The organism is Zoogloea sp. JDB1 (assembly GCF_056724025.1).
In genome coordinates, this window is record NZ_CM161496.1 from 3,695,608 (window position 1) to 3,711,292 (window position 15,685).

Below are 15,685 nucleotides of genomic sequence, written 5' to 3' on the forward strand. Positions count from 1 at the left end.
GGTCAAGGGTGGGCCCGAGTCCCGTTGCACCTTCGGTTGGTGATACCCTGATTCACTATCCGTTTTGCCTGTCTTGTTCATGTCTGAGACCACCCACCTCTTGATTGACCGCTGGAAGCAAGATCCCAATGGAACGTACCAATCCTGGTTCTTGTGGCCAGAACGCCTGAAGAACTTCCGCTCGATCCGGCGTGGTATCGGCCAGGTCATCAAGGAGATGGACGACGGCTCATTCGGCAATGTCTATCGAGGTTCATCGCTCGAAACCGTCGTCGCCTCGATTGCCGAGCAGCGCCAGATCTTCAAGGGGGCCGATCATGCTTTCCTGTGGAAGCCCAAGCTGCGCATCCCGGACATCTACGAGGACAGGGACAATCAGCGTGCCTTTGGCCGTCTGCTGCATGTGTGCGACTGCTGTACCAAGGAGGCCGACGTGCTTCAGGCAATCCGCACGCTTGAAGCCAAGGGCATCAAGGGCCTTGGCCCCGCCGCGGCCAACCTGCTGTATTTCATCCATCCGACGATCGTCGTTCCGTTCAATACCGCCATCGTGAAGGGCTACAACGCCCTGACCGGTGCGGGGGTCAAGCTCGGGCGTTGGGATCACTATCTGGCGATGCGGCAAGGGCTTATCGAGTTCAACCAGCGTCACCGGGATCGCCTGTCCAATGACCTCGGCGCGGTGGCTGGGCTCATGTTCGATCTGGGCATGGAGCGCTATCCTTTACCGCCTGCGGCGGGGGATGCCAAGGCGACCGACGCCTGGGAAAAGGACCTGGCGGCCGTGCGGGAGGAAACGGCTGCCTTTGCCAAGCAACTGGACAAGAACCGGGTCTCCGACGAGGGGCACACGGAAGTGCAAGGGTGGCTGAGAGATCTCGGGCTGGCCTTGGGGTTCTCGGTGTGGATCGCCAGCAACGATCAGACGCGCCCGTATCGAGAGGGTCGCCTCGGGGATGGCTGTATCACGGTCTTGCCGCCGGCTTTGCAGAGCGAAGGCGCTGAGGCCGTGCGGCTCATCGATGTGATCTGGCTTGAACGGGATTCCGGTGCCGTCGTGGCGGCCTTCGAGGTGGAGCACACGACGTCGATCTATTCCGGCATCGTTCGGCTCCTGGATCTGGCGCTGTCAGGTGGAACGGCACAGCGTCTTCACCTGTTCCTCGTTGCGCCCGATGACCGGGAGGCTGATGTTCGGCAGCAGGTGCTGCGTCCCGCGTTTTCTCAGGTTCGGGAACTGAATATTCGCTATCTGCCGTATGGCGAGCTACGACAGCACCGGGAAGCCATTTCGCGTTTCGGGAGCGGAATCAAACCTGTGGAAGCCATCGCCCGTGCATTCTGACGGGCGCGGCTGAAGCTGAAGCGGCGGCACCAGGAGGACCGCCGCGTTATTCCTCTTATTTACCCTTGGTGGCCTCATAGAGGCCGTGGCCACCTACGCCTTCTTCGTGATTGTCCTTGTCGCGGTCGAGCGACTTCTCGGCCGCCCGCTTCTTGGCTTGGCTCTCCTTGGTGGCCGGGGCCATCTTCTTCACTTCGTGAAGGGCGTGCCCGCCGACGCCTTCCTCGTGATTGCCCTTGTCGCGGTCCAGGTTTTTCTGGCGCTCACGCTCCAGCTTGACGTCTGCGGCCGTGGACTTGTGCTTCTGGACCTCATTCAACATGTGGCCGTTGGCTTCTTCATGGTTGTCGATGCCCGGGTCGGCGTAGGCACTTGCGGCGGTGACCATCAGGGCAGCAAACAGGGTCGAAATCAGTTTCATGATGTATCTCCTTCGGTTCCGTTGTTATGAACTAACTGGCAGACACATCATGCGACTTCGACCCTTACCATTCCCGAACAGGTCGGTTACAATTCTGTCATCTTCTCGTCAGGCACTCTGCAGGTTTGACATCCTCGCCCGGGCTTCATTTCTTGCCCTTGGATTGAGACAACGCACTCCCCGCGGCGGATTTCGACTGGGCGCTGGTTCGACCATCGGTCAAAACCTTCGATGCGGCTTTCGCGGCTTGCGGCGAAGTCTGCTTCTTAGGTGCGTCTTTTTGTGAGAGGGCACTTCCCGCCGCCGTCTTGGAGTTGGCGCCCGTCAACTTGCTTTGCAGGGTCTTGGATGCCGCCGTCGCAGCCTTGTCACCTGTCGTCTTCGTGTTCGGCATTACGAATTCTCCTCATCATTCAAAGGTAAAGGAACGCGCCAGCAGCATACATGACCTCGGGATTTTCCTCCCGAGGTGAAGGCGAACTGTGCCGGGCTGTCGAGAACCCACGTCAAGCGGCTCCTCCCGTGATTCGGTGGCCGTGGCGATGGCGCTGGGCCGATGATGCGTCTGCGTCCGACGCGTCGTTGCCGGTGCCCGCCAAAGTTTCCAGGATCGGGCAGTCGGGGCGATCATTCCCCTGGCAGCAGTGAACCAGATGCTCCAATGCCGATTTCATTGCTTGAAGTTCCTGCAAGCGTTTGTCGAGCGTTTCGAGATGCACAGCGGCCAGCGCCTTGACCTGGCGACTTGGACGGTTGCGGTCCTGCCAGAGACTGAGCAGATCGCGGATCTCGTCGATCGAGAAGCCCAAGTCACGCGCGCGTCGGATGAACTGGAGGCTACGCACGTCGTTCTCCGTGTACTGCCGATATCCGGATTCCGTTCGCTGGGCCGGCGGAAGCAGTTGAACCCCTTCGTAGTGGCGGATCATCTTGGTCGAGATTCCGGAGGCCTTGGCGGCGTCACCGATGTTCATGATGCGTTTCCTTCCAGAGTTGTCGGCGTGCTCGGCAGCTGCGCTGCCGAAGCACCGCGCCAGCGCCGCAAGAGCAATGCGTTGGCGACGACGCTGACGCTGCTGAAGGCCATGGCGCCGCCTGCAACGACGGGATTCAACATGCCCAAGGCCGCCAACGGAATCCCCAGCGCATTGTAGGCAAAGGCCCAGAACAAGCCTTGCTTGATCTTTGAATAGGTTCGCCGGGATACATCGAAGGCGTCCGCCACCAGGCGCGGATCGCCACGCATGAGTGTGATTCCAGCGGCTTCCATCGCCACATCCGTGCCCGTGGACATACCGAGCCCGACGTCTGCAGCCACGAGGCTCGGCGCATCGTTCAGTCCGTCGCCCACCATGGCCACGACGTGGCCTTGCTCGCGCAAGGATTGCACGATGGAGGCCTTGTCCCCGGGCAACAACTCGGCCCGCACGTCGTCGATGCCCAGGGATCTGGCCACGGCTTGCGCACTACCCCGATTGTCCCCGGTGAGCATCACGGTCTTGATGCCCAGGGCCTGCAACCGTTCGATGGCGGCAAAGGACGCTTGCTTGATCGCATCGCCAAAAGCCAATACCCCCAGAGCTTCCCATCCATTGCCCTGGCCACGCAACAACCACGACACGGTCTGTCCTTCAGCCTCCAACTGCTGGGCCTGTGACTGAAGAAGGCCGGCATCGGCACCGCGTTCCGCCATCAGGCGGGCACTGCCGAGCGCAAACACATCGTTCCCGACAACACCCTGGATGCCTCGTCCTGGCAGGGCGGTCGCATCGCGGACTGCGGGAACAGCGACATTGCGCACACGGGCCGCCTCCAGAACGGCATGAGCAAGGGGATGTTCGCTGGTTTGCTGGAGGGCCGCCGCCAGCTTGAGCACGTCGGCCTCATCAAGGCCTTCGGCAGCGATGAGGGTCGTCAGGGACGGTTTGCCTTCGGTCAGGGTGCCGGTCTTGTCAAACGCAGCGGCCGTGACTGCATGGGCGACCTCAAGAGCGGAGGCGTCCTTGATCAGAATGCCATGTCGTGCGGCAACCCCTGTCCCTGCCATGATCGACGTGGGGGTTGCGAGCCCCAGGGCGCAGGGACAGGCAATCACCAGGACTGCGACCGCGTTGAGGATCGCCGTCTCCCAGCTGCCCGACACCAGCATCCAACCCGTGAAGGTTGCCGCGGCAATCAGCAGGACGACGGGCACGAAGACCGCGCTGACACGGTCCACGATCCGCTGAATGGGCGCTTTCGCGGCCTGGGCCGATTCGACCATCCGGATGATGCGCGCCAAGGTGGTTTCGGTGCCGATCGCAGTCGTGCGGACGCGCAGGAGGCCGGCACCATTCATGGCCCCCCCGGTGACCGTTTGGCCGGGTGACTTGGGCGCCGGGCGACTCTCGCCGGTGATCAGCGATTCATCGACTTCGCTCTGGCCTTCCAGCACCTCGCCGTCGACGGGAATCCGCTCGCCCGGGCGAACCACCACGACGTCCGACAGCGACAGTTGCTCGACCGGCGTATCGATCTCTTGACCATCGATCCAGACGCGGGCGATCGTCGGGCGAAGTGCATTCAGCGCACGGATCGCATCGGCGGTTTGCCGTTTGGCCCGGTGCTCCAGCCACTTGCCCAGCAACACCAGCGTGATGACCGCGGTGGAGGCTTCGAAGTAGAGGTGGGGCATCCCGGCGCCAGCCTGCTGGAGCAACATGTACACGGACAGACCGTAAGCCGCGGAGGTCCCGAGGGCCACCAGGAGATCCATGTTGCCGGCGCGGGCCTTCAGCGCCTTCCAGCCGGCAACGTAAAAGCGCCAACCAAGCCAGAACTGCACCGGTGTGGCCAAGGCGAGTTGCCACTCACCGCTGAGCATCCAGTGGTATCCCAAGGCTTGAAGCGCCATGGGCGCGACAAGAGGCAGCGTCAGCAGAGCGCTGATAAGGACCGGCCACCATTCGGGGCGCCGCTGAGGCGGCGGTGCAGATGGCTGAGCCTGCGCAACGGTGGATGCAGTGTAGCCGGCGGCCTCAACGGCGGCGGCAAGCGTGGCATAGGAAATGGAGGTGGCGCTCTCTATCCGGGCTTTCTCAGTGGCGAGATTGACGGTTGCGCTGAGCACGCCGGGCACTTTCAGGAGCGCTTTTTCGAGACGGGACACGCAGGAGGCGCAGCTCATGCCGCCGATCTGCAGTTCAGAAATACGTGTTTCCACCTCGTAGCCCGCAGCACGGACGGCCTCGGCGAGAACAGCAGGCTGGAGTGTCGCCGCGGTACTGACGATGGCCTCTTCAGTGGCGAGATTGACGCTGACTGCCTGGACGTTCGGCAGTTTAGCGAGTGCTTTTTCGATGCGCGTGGCGCACGTCGCACAGGTCATTCCTTTGACGCGGAGGTGATGCTGAACTGGGGAAGGTATCGAGAGGGATGCAGACATGTTTCGCTCCAAAACGAAGATGTGTCTGCATGGTGAAGTTTCCCACGGTGGGAAGGTCAAGGGTCGGCATCACCAGAATTTCTTGCGGCGACGCTTGACCTTACAACGGTGGAAAGGTCCAGAGTGCTTCGTACGAACCGTTTCTCAACCCTCAAAGGAGAACATCATGATCACCTTCCACATTCAAGACATGACCTGCGGTCACTGTGCCAGCACGATCACCAAGGCGGTGAAGGAGGCCGCGCCCGACGCCACCGTCACTATCGATCTCAAGCAGCATCGGGTCTCGATCGAGGCGGATTCGATGACTGCGGCCGAACTCCAGGAGGTGCTTGTCGAATCAGGTTATACGCCTGTTCAAATGGGCGCTGCCGCTGAGAGCTGACGGCCCGCACTGCTGGAACGACTAGACGCTTGAAGACTTACTCGCGATGAAGGTCCGCGGATCGTAAAACCAACGCCGGGTCTTCTTCGCGGTAACACCCTTTGCATCTGGATGGGCAGGATTGATGAGTATCACCGAATCCTCAGGCGCAATGGATGAGGGCAAAAGGATTACGGGCGAGCGCATGGACTGCAGCCAGTCATCCCCGAAATCCAAGCTCACTTTGCCCGGGGGCGCTGCGTCCCAGCCGACTGGCAGCGTAACTTCGGCATGCTCCTCGCGCCGGCCCCAGGCTTGGTCCGGGATCTCGATCTCAACGAGGTAACGATTGAGGGGCAGGCCCCCTGCACCTAAGTGGACCATCGTTTCCAGGCACGCAAGCGATACGGACGATGCGCAATAGAGCATCGGCAACCCTTTGCGATTCCAACGGCCGCCTACAATCTCCGCTCCGGCACCCGTCAGGTCATCTGCCGTATAGTCCGGCGTGTCGGTTGCAATCCGCCATGCGCGCATCAGGCAAAAACCCCAGCCTGGGACTGCACAAGCAGGCGGGAAACCAGTTCTTGTCCTTCTATCGTGTCCATGTAGTCCGCTGGTTTCGCCCCTCCCAGCGCAGGAATGGGCTGTTCAAGCCAATCGCCGACCCATCGGGCCGCATCAAAGCCTGTTGAATCCCCAGAGTCACCGACCATGACAGCGACTTGACCGATCAAGCGCTCCAGTCCCAGTACGCGTTCTGACTGATCAGTCGAAAGCATCTCGCCTTCACGTATTTTTCGCGCAATGGTGGCTCGCCGCAGGTCAAGGATACGAACAAGACGCTCCTTGGGGACAGACGTCACATCAACGATCAGGTCCACGTGGGTGGCCGGAACCTTTCCCCGAATCACCCCGACATACTCAGCTGTGGAGGCTTGGTAGAGATTCTTGGCATAAGCGAGCATGCCGGCGCGAACATGGGAGGTACCTGCAAGCTTCTTGATCACCCCACTTGGGGACTTCTTCGTGGTGCCGATCACCTTGACGCCAGTGGTCACGCCTCCTTTGGCTTGAGCCGTCTGAACCCTCTTGGGACGTGGTGTCTTCGCAATGAATTCCATGATCGCACCTGCTCATTTGAGCTTTCAGTATAGCTCAAATGAGACAACGCCCCGGGTTCGTCCGGGCTGGTAAAGCGTCAATGACGAAGATGCTGTATTGAACGCTCTGCATCCATCGGATCAGGGCCCCTTGTACGCCAGAAGCGAGTCCGTTTACCTCCCTGAAGGGCTTAACATTGAATAACACCCTATTATTGAATGTTAGATTTAACGTAAAAGTGAAAATTCAGTCGCCACTTTTAGTATGTACTATCATGATACGTAATACAGTACGAAATTAGAGGCAGACCATGGCCAGGGCAGGCATCTACAAATCCGAGGTGGTGCGAGCACGGGACAAGCTGATCGCCCTCGGCAAGCACCCGTCGATTGATGCCATTCGGGTAGAGCTGGGGAATACGGGGTCGCGGACCACCATCAGTCGCCACCTGAAGGAGATCGAGGAGGAGGAAGGTCCGGTCACGGGCAGCAAGGTGGCCGTCAGCGAATCCTTGCTGGATCTAGTGGGGAGACTGGCTGAACGCCTCCATGGAGAGGCAAATGCCAGAGTGTCCGAGACCGAGACACGGTACAGCAAACGCCTTCAAGATGCCCAAGCGCAATCAAAGGCCGCCTCTGATGAGGCGGAGTCCTTTCGCCAGCAACTGGAGGCGTGTCAGCTCGCGCTTGTGCGTGAGCGGGAGGCACACAAGGACACGCAAAAGGTGCTGCGCGATGAGACCTTGATCCGCACGCAGCTCGTTCAACAGGTGGCGGATCTTCAAGAGCGTCTGGCGGCCGAGGAAGAGCATCGGCAATCGCTGGAGGAGAAGCACCAAAATTCCCGTGAAGCCCTGGCGCATTTCAGGCAGTCAGTGAAAGAGCAGCGGGATCAGGAGTTACGCCAACATGAACAGCAGGTGGCCTACCTGCAGGGCGAGCTTCGCGCCCAGCAGGAGGCCAGCAACAAGAAGCAGCATGAGCTCATTCACGCTCACCAGGAATGCTCGCGCTTGGCGAGCGAATTGGCGGGATCAGGCACCAGCTTGCGTCAGGCAAAGGCAGAGAATCAGTCGCTCAAGAAGGAGCGGGATGAACTCATCTTTGCCCAGCAACGCCTGCATGAGGTCGAGCAGCAGGCTCTTGAGCGCGAAGCACGCATCGGCGAGCTCGTCGAACGAAATCAGGGCCTCGAAGCCAGTCGCACTGCGCTGGAAGAGCGTCTGCAGCAAATGAGTCTGGATCTGGCAACTTCCAAGGCTACCGCAGCGGCCCTGGAGGCGATCATTGAGCGCATTCAGGGAGATGTTGCCGAGCTGGTCACCGAGCGGCGCAAGAAAATGCAAGGGCCGCAAGCGCATGGCTCGTGACGCAAAGTGAGTGGATCAGTGCAGATGCGACCCGGCCTGGAAGATTTCACTGGCCGTCTTCCAGAGTCCGAGCCGATCGGGCCATCTATGCAGGCGCAGACTCGGCCGCATCACTTAAAGTGAATTCCCGACAAAGCTCGAATTCGGTGTTATCCCGATCATTTTGGATGGAGTAGTACCGGTTTCCATTTGCGACTTCGTATCGGTGAGACCAGGAGTTCGACGGATCTCTCCAAATCCGAACCAGTGGTTCCATCTTCCAGCGCCGTGTGCCATTCAAGTGCGGCGGGCTGACGAGTTGGACGTCGATAACGGTGACGTCATCTTTTCGTTGATCGAGAAACGACAGCAGATCGTGCGAGGGATGGGAGATCAGGATGATCTCCGGGAATTCGCCTTCCGGAGATTTGACCAAGCAATTCAAGTAGAACCATTCATCCAGCGTAGCCAAAGTGGCCGCTCTCCAGACATTCATTCCATCACCATAAAAATGGGAGGCAAATGGATGACGGGCGGCGTTATCGGTAAGAAACATCAGACTCTCTCATGGCAGCGAAGAGCCATCGCACCGGTTATACGGCTCGAATGGCTGGGCGAGGGGATTGGAGCAAACGAGGGGGAACCATCGAATGGAATGTAGATTATATTCCGTGGATTGATAATCCCGCCACCGGCATCGTTCGTCGGTGGTCAAATCTTTCGATGAACTTCGTGCCGACCTTGCCGCCGAGATCAAGCAATCTCGCAAGCGGCTTGGGCTGTCTCAAGAGGCGCTGGCCTTACAGGCCGAGGTGGATCGGACCTACGTCTCGCAACTGGAGCGCGGGGTTGCCAATCCCTCCCTGCTGATTCTTCATCGGATTTCTGTCGTACTGGGCGTGGACTTGTCGGTCAGTTTGAGCCGAACAAGTGATGCGTAACCCTTCCGCCACTGCACCAAATTCCCTCGTTCCCGTATTCATCAACTGCTAGGCATTGCGGGCATAGCAAAGTCCGTTACGACGGACCATCAGCTTACTGAGATCGGTGATCCTGCCTTGGCAGGAGTTGTGCGCGCCGCCAAAGTGAGGCTTGTGAGGTGGATGGGTGAGTCTGCGGCCTCGTGAACTATGCCGAATAAATCAAAAATGGTTATTTTTTAATCCTTTTAAAACATTGACTTCCAGGGGATATGTATATGTTTTCCCTTCATCCCGGTCATACCCCATATAGGCCGTCAGGCCCTTAGGGTCGCCGCCCTCGAGATCCTTTTTCTTCCAATTTCCCCGTCCATCCCACTCAGGATCGACCGGCGAGCGTGACAGCCGGAACAGGCCGTCGTCGTAATCGTGGAAGGCTTGGAGGGGCGTGTATTCGCCATCAAAGCAGTCGTGAGCTACATCGACCCGCGTCAGCTTGGGATTGATCGCCACGCCTTCAAGGAAGGCCCGCAGGCGGTATTCCCAGCCGGGTTTAGCTGCGGCGAGGCCGGAGCCGGAGATCGAGACGAGGAAGGAATGGCGTTGACCGCCATGGCCAACAAATCCGTAACCCTCTTCGCCCAGGGGATAGGAGCGCTTGTAGAAGTTCCGGCCCCGGTCATACTGGCCCGTAACACCAAATCCAAATATCTCGTGCAAGGCAAACGACATGGCCTTAACGACATCGGTATCCGTCAGGGTAGAGCCCGGCCAACCAACGTAGTGAGCCGTGTCTTCATGGACGGTGAAGTTCAGCCAGTCGATAAAGGCCTGCCCGCCGTCAGGGCCGGTGCGTTTCATGACCTGAAGCACCTTGTTCCCGACGAGCACCAGCTCGACCATGGGCACATGTTCCCCTCGTGTTACTGACGAGGGGGCAATCGTCCGCGCCCCCGCGTCAGCGTCCGCGCCTACGGCGCGACCGCTCGCCGCGTTACGCGCTTCCTCTTCGAGCCCGGCAATATCAGCAGCCGACAAGCGGGCCTTCGCTTCGGCTCGCAGGGTTTCCGTCACCGTGGGGAGGAACTGGGGGGTAGTGCGCTTTTTGCGGGTCATGCAAGAAACCCCGTGGCGCGGCACGCATACCAAAAAACGAATGCACCCATAGCCAAAAGCAGAATGTCGTCCATCACCGCACCCCGCCGAACAAATCAGATTGAGCACGACGACGGGCACGCATGCGGCGCATCCGTTCAGCAGCGGGAACTGCGCAACCCGTCACCGGACGGCCGCGTTTCTTAACGGGGGCGACAGGCGCAGCACTCTGCAATAAGGGTGCCCCTGCCCGCACGTCGGCGGTATCCGGCGCGGGGAGGCCGGGCAGGGACATTTGAGCTTTAAGTTCAAACTCAACGCGGTATTCACCACGGAATTCAGACTTGTCGTAACACTTGGCTTTCTTGAAGGACATCACACAGCCTCCTTCAATTGAGCACGCTTATCGAGCAGCAGACGACGGACAACAGCTTGCAAGACCTGCGCATCATCACCAGTCAATTCAAGCGACCCGTAACACGTCTCAAGCGTGACGCAAGACTCCATAGCCGGAACTACACGGCTCAGAGCCCAAGAGATTTGATGTTCATCCATGGCTTAAGACCCCGTAGCCATGGAACGAGCCAACTTCAACCCGAAAACCACACCGCTCAAAGTGCCGTAGAAAAGACACAGGAGCGGCATGCCAATGTCAGTAAAATCCCGAAGCTTCCAAAGAAAGGACTTCTGAGAATGCTTAAGAATCCGTTCGACCTCATATGCACAGCGGGCTACATGGCGGCGCTCGTCGCGAGTGCAATCGTTGCCCTCTTCGCCATCAACAGCCTGCTTGAACAAAGAGACATGAACGACGAGCGACGGCACGACATCATGCAAACGCTCTACCTCTTCACCATCACAGGCTTTGCTGCCCTGCTCTACTTCGCTTTTACGTAACTGGCTCATGGCTTCGACTCCCATCGAATAGTCACAAAATGTGACCAAGCGCAGAGTAGTCACCATTAGTGACCATTGTCAAGTCACCAATAGTGACTAAACTGTCCACATCCAGACAGGAGATAGCACCATGGATATATCGAAAGTAATAGACGAGGCGAAAGAAAAGCTTGGAACATCAAGCGATTACGCGTTCGCACAAAAATCAGGAATCCGCAAGGCGTATATCAGCATGTACCGAAAAGGACAGCGCACGCCCGGCCCTTATGAGTGCGGAAAGCTGGCCGAAATCCTAGACCGCGATCCATGGCAACTGATGGCAGAGATTGAAGCCAGCACGGAGAAAAACGACGAACGTCGCGCCTACTGGCAGAAAATTGCTGGACGCATGGCAGGGGCAACCATGGCCGGACTCTTAGTTTTTACCGCCCTACCACAAAGAGCCGAAGCAGCAGTTAATCCTTTGACATCCTACAAGTTACTGTTTTCAGAAGTTCAATCTTCAGGAAACTCAAGGCCCTGCTGTCGCAGCTGCTCTCGATCCCCTACCAGATCCGACACGGTTACGCCTAACACCTGAGCGTATCGAAACAGTGCAAAGGCCGGCATTCGCCGGCCTTCTCGTATGTACCGGGCCGTCAGCGTGAACTGAACGCCCGACAGATGGGAAAGCCGGTACAGCGTGACGCCCCGGGCCGACATTTCGGCCATCACGCGCCGGGCCAGCCCGGCGTACCAGTCCTCTTGAAGTTCCCAGGGTTTCGGTTTGGCAGCCATAGCAGCAAACCCTATCAAGCCCGCGTGCCGCGCTGCTGCGTGATAGTTCATTGCGTGCCGACCCTTTTCCTGTTCGGCAGCGCGCGGGCCGCTGGACGGCCCGGCGGCTGGCCGATCCCCTCGCAAGATCGACCCATGAAAAAACCCGGCGCGGGCCGGGTTTGATTTTCGTCACAGTTACGAAAATTCAGAGCAGTTTGACCAGGGCGGCGATCAGGGCCGCCTGCCCGAGCAGCAGGCCGGCAACCCACTTGATGATGTCCGCCTTCGCTTCCGCAATCGCGGTGTGCGTGTCGGCCCGCAGCGCCGTGACATCTTCCTTGGTTGCCAGGCTGCGCAGCTCGACCAGTTCGCCCAGGGCATCGCGCAAGGCTTCGGCCTCGGCTTTGGCGTGAGCCTCGGGCATGCCGGCATCCTTCAGGCGTTCCACGTACTTCAGGGTGTCAAAGGTGATCGCGCTCATGATGGCTAATTTTCGTCACTGTTACGGATTATGGACTATGTGAGAGAACAAGGTAAGGCAGGAGAGGCAAGGCGAAGGGGTTGAAGCAGAGGGAACAGGAAAGGCAAGGAAGAAAAGAGAGAGGAAAACAGCAAGGTCAAAAGCAGGAAAGGCAAAAACAATGACTGCAGGAAGGGTAGTGAAAACGAACAACGGACCCGAGAAACGGTAAAAAAACACGGCAAAACAAAGAGATACGGCGCCACGTCGCCGGCGCCCTTCTCCTCAAAATTACGACCTGCAGGAGAGGGCCGAGCCGATTTTGTTTTTCGTCACTGTGACGAATTATGAGCCATCCGCTTGCGGAGTTCAGCCACACACCGCTCAAAGAGGTTTTCTTGGCCTTTGGCGTGGACGCTGGCCAGGAGTTCGTACAGGCCAGTATTGGTCAGGCCGTCGAAATCGTCACCGATGGCCCAACCATTGCGGCGGCGCAGCTCCCGCATCCGTTCGGCCGAGGACTTGGCTTTGCCGGTCGAAGGACGGCCGCGACGCTTCGGAGTGTCGCCGATCAGATCCGCCGTTGCCTTGTCGTTCGCATCAATCATTTTCGTCACTGTTACGTTAATTCGATGAGGTTATTTTACGTCACAGTGACGATAAATCAAACTATGCATTTTGGGATACCGATAGGGAAGGGGCGCCCTACTCCACTCGACGCCAGCGCCCTGCCCTACACGGCGCCGGAGAGGACCAGGCGCCGGGCCTCGGCGAAAGCTTGATCGGCCGGCAGGCTGGCCAGGGCCGCAACCAAGGGCCGCTTGGGCTTCAGGGCCGGCTTGGCGGGCGCTTTGCGCCGCAGGAAGGCCACCAGGGAGGCCAGGAAGGACCGGGGAGGCTTCGGAGCCCAGTAGCCGGGCGGCAGCATGGAGTGGATCGCATGCGGGTAGTCAGAGCGGAACTGCTGATCCGTGTCATACGCATCAAACAAATGGTTGCCGCGGTACATCCACCGATCAGACAGCAGAGCATGCTGATCAATACCGTAACGCACATACGCAATGTGCAGACGCGGAGGCTTGAGGCCGAGAATCGGAATGCGGATGCGGTCAGCACGACGACAAATCACATGGTATTCGACCAAAGCCTCCTTGACCTGCTTATCGATCTGATTCGGATGTTGGGCAAGCAGGTACGTATCCCAGTGCAGCTTGCGAGAGTGCGCCAACCACTCCAACACGCCCAACCGATCCTTGTCCTGAAAAGTTCGACAGTTAAGCCAAGTCGCCAACTCATCAAGCACAAGAACGCCAAACCGACTCTCATCATAACGACCCTCATAAGCCGAGCCGATTACATCCAAGTCGGCACGCGTCGGCTTATCAGGGAGCCGAATGATACGAGCCGTACGATTGTCAGCAGGAAGCAACTTATCCAAGAACAAATCGAGATTGGTAGCAACAGGAGCACCACGCCGAATCGCATCCTGAATGCGAGCCACACACACCAGGCTCTTTCCGTTGCCCTTCTTCCCTGTAACAAGGTAATCAGCCATTTTTCGTCACAGTTACGATAATTAAGTGCTCTGCACGATGTAGCCAAGGTTTTTCATCGACCAGCGATAAAGCGCCACCGTCGTGTCACAAGACAAGATGGCGGCATAGCAGGCCGGCAAATTCGCCGGGCAGGCAACCCACATGCCAATCTGCGCGCCGGGCATATCCGGGATCTGCGTGGCGATACCATTGAGCAGCGCCGACATTGCACCGTAAAACGTAGCCGTCAAAGCCCCAAGCGTCGCCACCGCCGACAGTGCAATAGCCAGCTTCTTCCCGACAAACTGCGCCAACCAGCCGGCGAGCGATCCGAAAAGATTGGTCAGGAGAGTTGCAAGTAATGGCATGGCAAATCCTTAAACAATGTTCATAGCGTCGCGAGCAGAGCGCCAGATATAAAGGCCGGTCATCACATAAATGACATAGCTCCACAAGTCGCGGATATAGCCAAGCGGCTTGCAGATATCAATCGAGAATTTGTGCAAGGACGTGCCATATTGCAATGCAGAGCACGCACCCGCTGGAGGTTGATAAACCCACGTCACGCCCCAGCGCTGAGGACGCGTAACCTCCTCCATTTTTTGGCGCACTTCGTCATACGCCTCCAAAATTTTTTGCTTGGCGCTCTGATCGACAGCAGAAACATCGCTCGATACGCCCGTTTCATCGACCTTGACACCGCACGGAGGCTTTCCCGCTACGCCACATTCGGCGCCCTGCTGCTGCCCATCCTTGACGCCGCCAGTACCAAGACCTGAATTCGGATCAGGCTTGGTAGTAGTCTCAGAGGTAATAGACGTGCCCGTCGCTGAGCCCGAGCTGTTGTATTGCGTCGTGGTCGTGGTCGTGGTGGTCGTACAAACGCCCGATGCGCAAACAGTGCTGTCAGTCTTATTGACCGTCGTCCGAGTTCCATCGGCATTGGTCGTTTGTGTCGACTTGGTTTCGCTGGCCTTCGAGGATGTCTTGGCGACACACTTCACCACATCATTCACATAGCCATAACCCATGCCGCTAGAAACGCAATCGTATTCCGGTGTGTTCTTCGGAATCAGCGCAGGCGTGGTTTTAGGCGTCGCAGCCGCTTGGCCCGATTCACAACTTTGGCCGGAGAATTTGGCAGAAAACTGCCCATAGTAAGAGCCATCCACCGTCATGCCGGCCGATCCGACTTCCCTATCAACCGCCGCCTTGCAACCGCCAGAACAAAACGTCTGGCCGACATAATTGTCATCGGATCGCGTCGGAAATGACATCGAGAGCTTTTTGTTTGACCCGTCGCCGAAATCAAGCGAACCATCATCGACCGATTGACCAGATTTAGATTTGCACGGACCAGCAGTTACGCATTGAGCGCCGTCCCAAGTCGGCGTGGCATCAGGACAATACGAAAAATAAGCAGTCGATAAGCCCCCAACATATGTACTACCCGAATATGTCCAAAGAAATCGAGCGATTTCTTGGCACGTCCCACCGTTTTGATTATCGGGACACGGACCGGACGTGTAATAACACGCCTTTGAAATAGTGTCAGTGCTTTTTGACTGCGCATCCATGCAAAGCTGCATCGCAGTTTTGCCATCAGATGAATGCTTATCACCAGCAAAAGAAAACATCGATACCACAGACAACAAAAAGCCAGCAACAAGAAAAGCGAAAAGCCGTATATGCCTAGTCATTGCAATAAATCCAAGTCATCGATTGCGAACAACACGAACGCAATCATAGCCAGGGCGTAAAAAGCTGCGGCAATCCAAAACATACGTTTCCGGAAACAATACGGATACGTCACGTGAAGGACGGGAATCAGCATGGAGGCAATTGTCTGAATAGACACCGCGAGCGCAACGAAAAGAATCGCGAGGAGCAGAAAGAACGGAATCTGAAGTTCTGCGAACATTTTGAGATCCACCTAAAGACGCCGCTTTGGCCGGTGCAGGAACCGGCAGCGGCGCATTGTCTTCTTGAGCCGCCGCCGACTGGCTCAAGAAG

The 15,685-nt window shown here is 57.9% G+C and carries 21 protein-coding genes; 6 read left to right on the forward strand and 15 right to left on the reverse strand.

The features are described from left to right. Nucleotides 1–79 precede the first annotated feature (79 nt). Entirely contained in the window at nucleotides 80–1,345 is a 1,266-nt protein-coding gene (locus AC1PPK_RS16655) for a type II restriction endonuclease (RefSeq protein WP_481114130.1), read from the forward strand. Between the two features lie 55 nt (nucleotides 1,346–1,400). Here the strand turns inward: AC1PPK_RS16655 and AC1PPK_RS16660 are convergent, their stop codons facing one another. From AC1PPK_RS16660 to AC1PPK_RS16675, 4 genes are all read right to left on the reverse strand, one after another. Further along, the gene (locus AC1PPK_RS16660; protein ID WP_374487292.1) at nucleotides 1,401–1,766 is read right to left on the reverse strand and encodes a hypothetical protein; all 366 of its coding nucleotides are present in this window, start codon (nucleotides 1,764–1,766) and stop codon (nucleotides 1,401–1,403) included. Between the two features lie 145 nt (nucleotides 1,767–1,911). After that, nucleotides 1,912–2,160, reverse strand: a complete 249-nt coding sequence (locus AC1PPK_RS16665; RefSeq protein ID WP_481114131.1) for a hypothetical protein — start codon at nucleotides 2,158–2,160, stop codon at nucleotides 1,912–1,914. Between the two features lie 112 nt (nucleotides 2,161–2,272). Next, entirely contained in the window at nucleotides 2,273–2,740 is a 468-nt protein-coding gene (gene cueR, locus AC1PPK_RS16670) for a Cu(I)-responsive transcriptional regulator (RefSeq protein ID WP_374486922.1), read from the reverse strand. Further along, a complete protein-coding gene (locus AC1PPK_RS16675; RefSeq protein ID WP_481114132.1) occupies nucleotides 2,737–5,190 on the reverse strand; it encodes a heavy metal translocating P-type ATPase in 2,454 nt (817 codons plus the stop codon). Before AC1PPK_RS16675 ends, cueR begins: the two co-directional genes overlap by 4 nt. A gap of 166 nt (nucleotides 5,191–5,356) precedes the next feature. On the opposite strand from AC1PPK_RS16675, the gene AC1PPK_RS16680 reads away from it, so the two are divergent. After that, complete coding sequence (locus AC1PPK_RS16680) at nucleotides 5,357–5,575, forward strand: heavy-metal-associated domain-containing protein (protein WP_374486920.1); 219 nt, start codon at nucleotides 5,357–5,359, stop codon at nucleotides 5,573–5,575. Nucleotides 5,576–5,596: 21 nt separating this feature from the next. On the opposite strand, the gene AC1PPK_RS16685 is transcribed toward AC1PPK_RS16680, so the two are convergent. Beyond that, complete coding sequence (locus tag AC1PPK_RS16685) at nucleotides 5,597–6,091, reverse strand: RES family NAD+ phosphorylase (RefSeq protein WP_481114133.1); 495 nt, start codon at nucleotides 6,089–6,091, stop codon at nucleotides 5,597–5,599. After that, nucleotides 6,091–6,678: an antitoxin Xre/MbcA/ParS toxin-binding domain-containing protein gene (locus AC1PPK_RS16690; RefSeq protein ID WP_374486918.1), complete on the reverse strand. Its 588-nt coding sequence runs from the start codon at nucleotides 6,676–6,678 to the stop codon at nucleotides 6,091–6,093. The genes AC1PPK_RS16685 and AC1PPK_RS16690 overlap by 1 nt, the downstream gene beginning before the upstream one ends. A 290-nt stretch (nucleotides 6,679–6,968) precedes the next feature. On the opposite strand from AC1PPK_RS16690, the gene AC1PPK_RS16695 reads away from it, so the two are divergent. Further along, nucleotides 6,969–8,027, forward strand: coding sequence for a DNA-binding protein (locus AC1PPK_RS16695; protein WP_481114134.1), 1,059 nt, complete (start codon nucleotides 6,969–6,971; stop codon nucleotides 8,025–8,027). Between the two features lie 85 nt (nucleotides 8,028–8,112). Here the strand turns inward: AC1PPK_RS16695 and AC1PPK_RS16700 are convergent, their stop codons facing one another. Further along, nucleotides 8,113–8,562 (reverse strand): hypothetical protein, encoded by a 450-nt coding sequence (locus tag AC1PPK_RS16700; RefSeq protein ID WP_481114135.1) that lies wholly within the window; start codon nucleotides 8,560–8,562, stop codon nucleotides 8,113–8,115. Between the two features lie 151 nt (nucleotides 8,563–8,713). Here AC1PPK_RS16700 and AC1PPK_RS16705 point away from each other — a divergent pair, with 151 nt between their 5' ends. Next, nucleotides 8,714–8,947, forward strand: a complete 234-nt coding sequence (locus AC1PPK_RS16705; protein WP_079436153.1) for a helix-turn-helix domain-containing protein — start codon at nucleotides 8,714–8,716, stop codon at nucleotides 8,945–8,947. Between the two features lie 201 nt (nucleotides 8,948–9,148). Here AC1PPK_RS16705 and AC1PPK_RS16710 read toward each other — a convergent pair whose 3' ends face one another. Continuing rightward, nucleotides 9,149–10,042 carry a hypothetical protein gene (locus tag AC1PPK_RS16710; RefSeq protein WP_481114136.1) on the reverse strand — a complete coding sequence of 298 codons (894 nt, stop codon included), beginning with the start codon at nucleotides 10,040–10,042 and terminating at the stop codon, nucleotides 9,149–9,151. Nucleotides 10,043–10,115: 73 nt separating this feature from the next. Then, nucleotides 10,116–10,397 (reverse strand): hypothetical protein, encoded by a 282-nt coding sequence (locus AC1PPK_RS16715; protein ID WP_481114137.1) that lies wholly within the window; start codon nucleotides 10,395–10,397, stop codon nucleotides 10,116–10,118. Between the two features lie 17 nt (nucleotides 10,398–10,414). Here AC1PPK_RS16715 and AC1PPK_RS16720 point away from each other — a divergent pair, with 17 nt between their 5' ends. After that, complete coding sequence (locus AC1PPK_RS16720; protein ID WP_481114138.1) at nucleotides 10,415–10,918, forward strand: hypothetical protein; 504 nt, start codon at nucleotides 10,415–10,417, stop codon at nucleotides 10,916–10,918. 130 nt (nucleotides 10,919–11,048) lie between these two features. After that, a complete protein-coding gene (locus tag AC1PPK_RS16725; protein ID WP_481114139.1) occupies nucleotides 11,049–11,498 on the forward strand; it encodes a helix-turn-helix domain-containing protein in 450 nt (149 codons plus the stop codon). A 384-nt stretch (nucleotides 11,499–11,882) separates the two neighbouring features. Here AC1PPK_RS16725 and AC1PPK_RS16730 read toward each other — a convergent pair whose 3' ends face one another. The 6 genes from AC1PPK_RS16730 to AC1PPK_RS16755 form a co-directional block, all read right to left on the reverse strand. Beyond that, nucleotides 11,883–12,158 (reverse strand): hypothetical protein, encoded by a 276-nt coding sequence (locus AC1PPK_RS16730; RefSeq protein ID WP_481114140.1) that lies wholly within the window; start codon nucleotides 12,156–12,158, stop codon nucleotides 11,883–11,885. Nucleotides 12,159–12,469: 311 nt separating this feature from the next. Then, nucleotides 12,470–12,745 (reverse strand): hypothetical protein, encoded by a 276-nt coding sequence (locus AC1PPK_RS16735; RefSeq protein ID WP_481114141.1) that lies wholly within the window; start codon nucleotides 12,743–12,745, stop codon nucleotides 12,470–12,472. 125 nt (nucleotides 12,746–12,870) lie between these two features. After that, complete coding sequence (locus AC1PPK_RS16740) at nucleotides 12,871–13,692, reverse strand: zonular occludens toxin domain-containing protein (protein ID WP_481114142.1); 822 nt, start codon at nucleotides 13,690–13,692, stop codon at nucleotides 12,871–12,873. Nucleotides 13,693–13,713: 21 nt separating this feature from the next. After that, nucleotides 13,714–14,040 (reverse strand): DUF5455 family protein, encoded by a 327-nt coding sequence (locus AC1PPK_RS16745; protein WP_481114143.1) that lies wholly within the window; start codon nucleotides 14,038–14,040, stop codon nucleotides 13,714–13,716. 9 nt (nucleotides 14,041–14,049) lie between these two features. Then, nucleotides 14,050–15,372, reverse strand: a complete 1,323-nt coding sequence (locus tag AC1PPK_RS16750; RefSeq protein WP_481114144.1) for a hypothetical protein — start codon at nucleotides 15,370–15,372, stop codon at nucleotides 14,050–14,052. Beyond that, nucleotides 15,369–15,593, reverse strand: coding sequence for a hypothetical protein (locus AC1PPK_RS16755; protein ID WP_481114145.1), 225 nt, complete (start codon nucleotides 15,591–15,593; stop codon nucleotides 15,369–15,371). Before AC1PPK_RS16755 ends, AC1PPK_RS16750 begins: the two co-directional genes overlap by 4 nt. Nucleotides 15,594–15,685: the final 92 nt, after the last annotated feature.

Coding starts and splice junctions, on each gene's coding strand:
- AC1PPK_RS16745 (WP_481114143.1), bottom strand. CDS start 14,040: ATGCCATTACTTGCAACTCTCCTGACCAATCTTTTCGGATCGCTCGCC.
- AC1PPK_RS16725 (WP_481114139.1), top strand. CDS start 11,049: ATGGATATATCGAAAGTAATAGACGAGGCGAAAGAAAAGCTTGGAACA.
- AC1PPK_RS16740 (WP_481114142.1), bottom strand. CDS start 13,692: ATGGCTGATTACCTTGTTACAGGGAAGAAGGGCAACGGAAAGAGCCTG.
- AC1PPK_RS16730 (WP_481114140.1), bottom strand. CDS start 12,158: ATGAGCGCGATCACCTTTGACACCCTGAAGTACGTGGAACGCCTGAAG.
- AC1PPK_RS16715 (WP_481114137.1), bottom strand. CDS start 10,397: ATGTCCTTCAAGAAAGCCAAGTGTTACGACAAGTCTGAATTCCGTGGT.
- AC1PPK_RS16680 (WP_374486920.1), top strand. CDS start 5,357: ATGATCACCTTCCACATTCAAGACATGACCTGCGGTCACTGTGCCAGC.
- AC1PPK_RS16750 (WP_481114144.1), bottom strand. CDS start 15,372: ATGACTAGGCATATACGGCTTTTCGCTTTTCTTGTTGCTGGCTTTTTG.
- AC1PPK_RS16735 (WP_481114141.1), bottom strand. CDS start 12,745: ATGATTGATGCGAACGACAAGGCAACGGCGGATCTGATCGGCGACACT.
- AC1PPK_RS16660 (WP_374487292.1), bottom strand. CDS start 1,766: ATGAAACTGATTTCGACCCTGTTTGCTGCCCTGATGGTCACCGCCGCA.
- cueR (WP_374486922.1), bottom strand. CDS start 2,740: ATGAACATCGGTGACGCCGCCAAGGCCTCCGGAATCTCGACCAAGATG.
- AC1PPK_RS16710 (WP_481114136.1), bottom strand. CDS start 10,042: ATGACCCGCAAAAAGCGCACTACCCCCCAGTTCCTCCCCACGGTGACG.
- AC1PPK_RS16690 (WP_374486918.1), bottom strand. CDS start 6,678: ATGGAATTCATTGCGAAGACACCACGTCCCAAGAGGGTTCAGACGGCT.
- AC1PPK_RS16685 (WP_481114133.1), bottom strand. CDS start 6,091: ATGCGCGCATGGCGGATTGCAACCGACACGCCGGACTATACGGCAGAT.
- AC1PPK_RS16755 (WP_481114145.1), bottom strand. CDS start 15,593: ATGTTCGCAGAACTTCAGATTCCGTTCTTTCTGCTCCTCGCGATTCTT.
- AC1PPK_RS16665 (WP_481114131.1), bottom strand. CDS start 2,160: ATGCCGAACACGAAGACGACAGGTGACAAGGCTGCGACGGCGGCATCC.
- AC1PPK_RS16700 (WP_481114135.1), bottom strand. CDS start 8,562: ATGTTTCTTACCGATAACGCCGCCCGTCATCCATTTGCCTCCCATTTT.
- AC1PPK_RS16655 (WP_481114130.1), top strand. CDS start 80: ATGTCTGAGACCACCCACCTCTTGATTGACCGCTGGAAGCAAGATCCC.
- AC1PPK_RS16675 (WP_481114132.1), bottom strand. CDS start 5,190: ATGTCTGCATCCCTCTCGATACCTTCCCCAGTTCAGCATCACCTCCGC.
- AC1PPK_RS16695 (WP_481114134.1), top strand. CDS start 6,969: ATGGCCAGGGCAGGCATCTACAAATCCGAGGTGGTGCGAGCACGGGAC.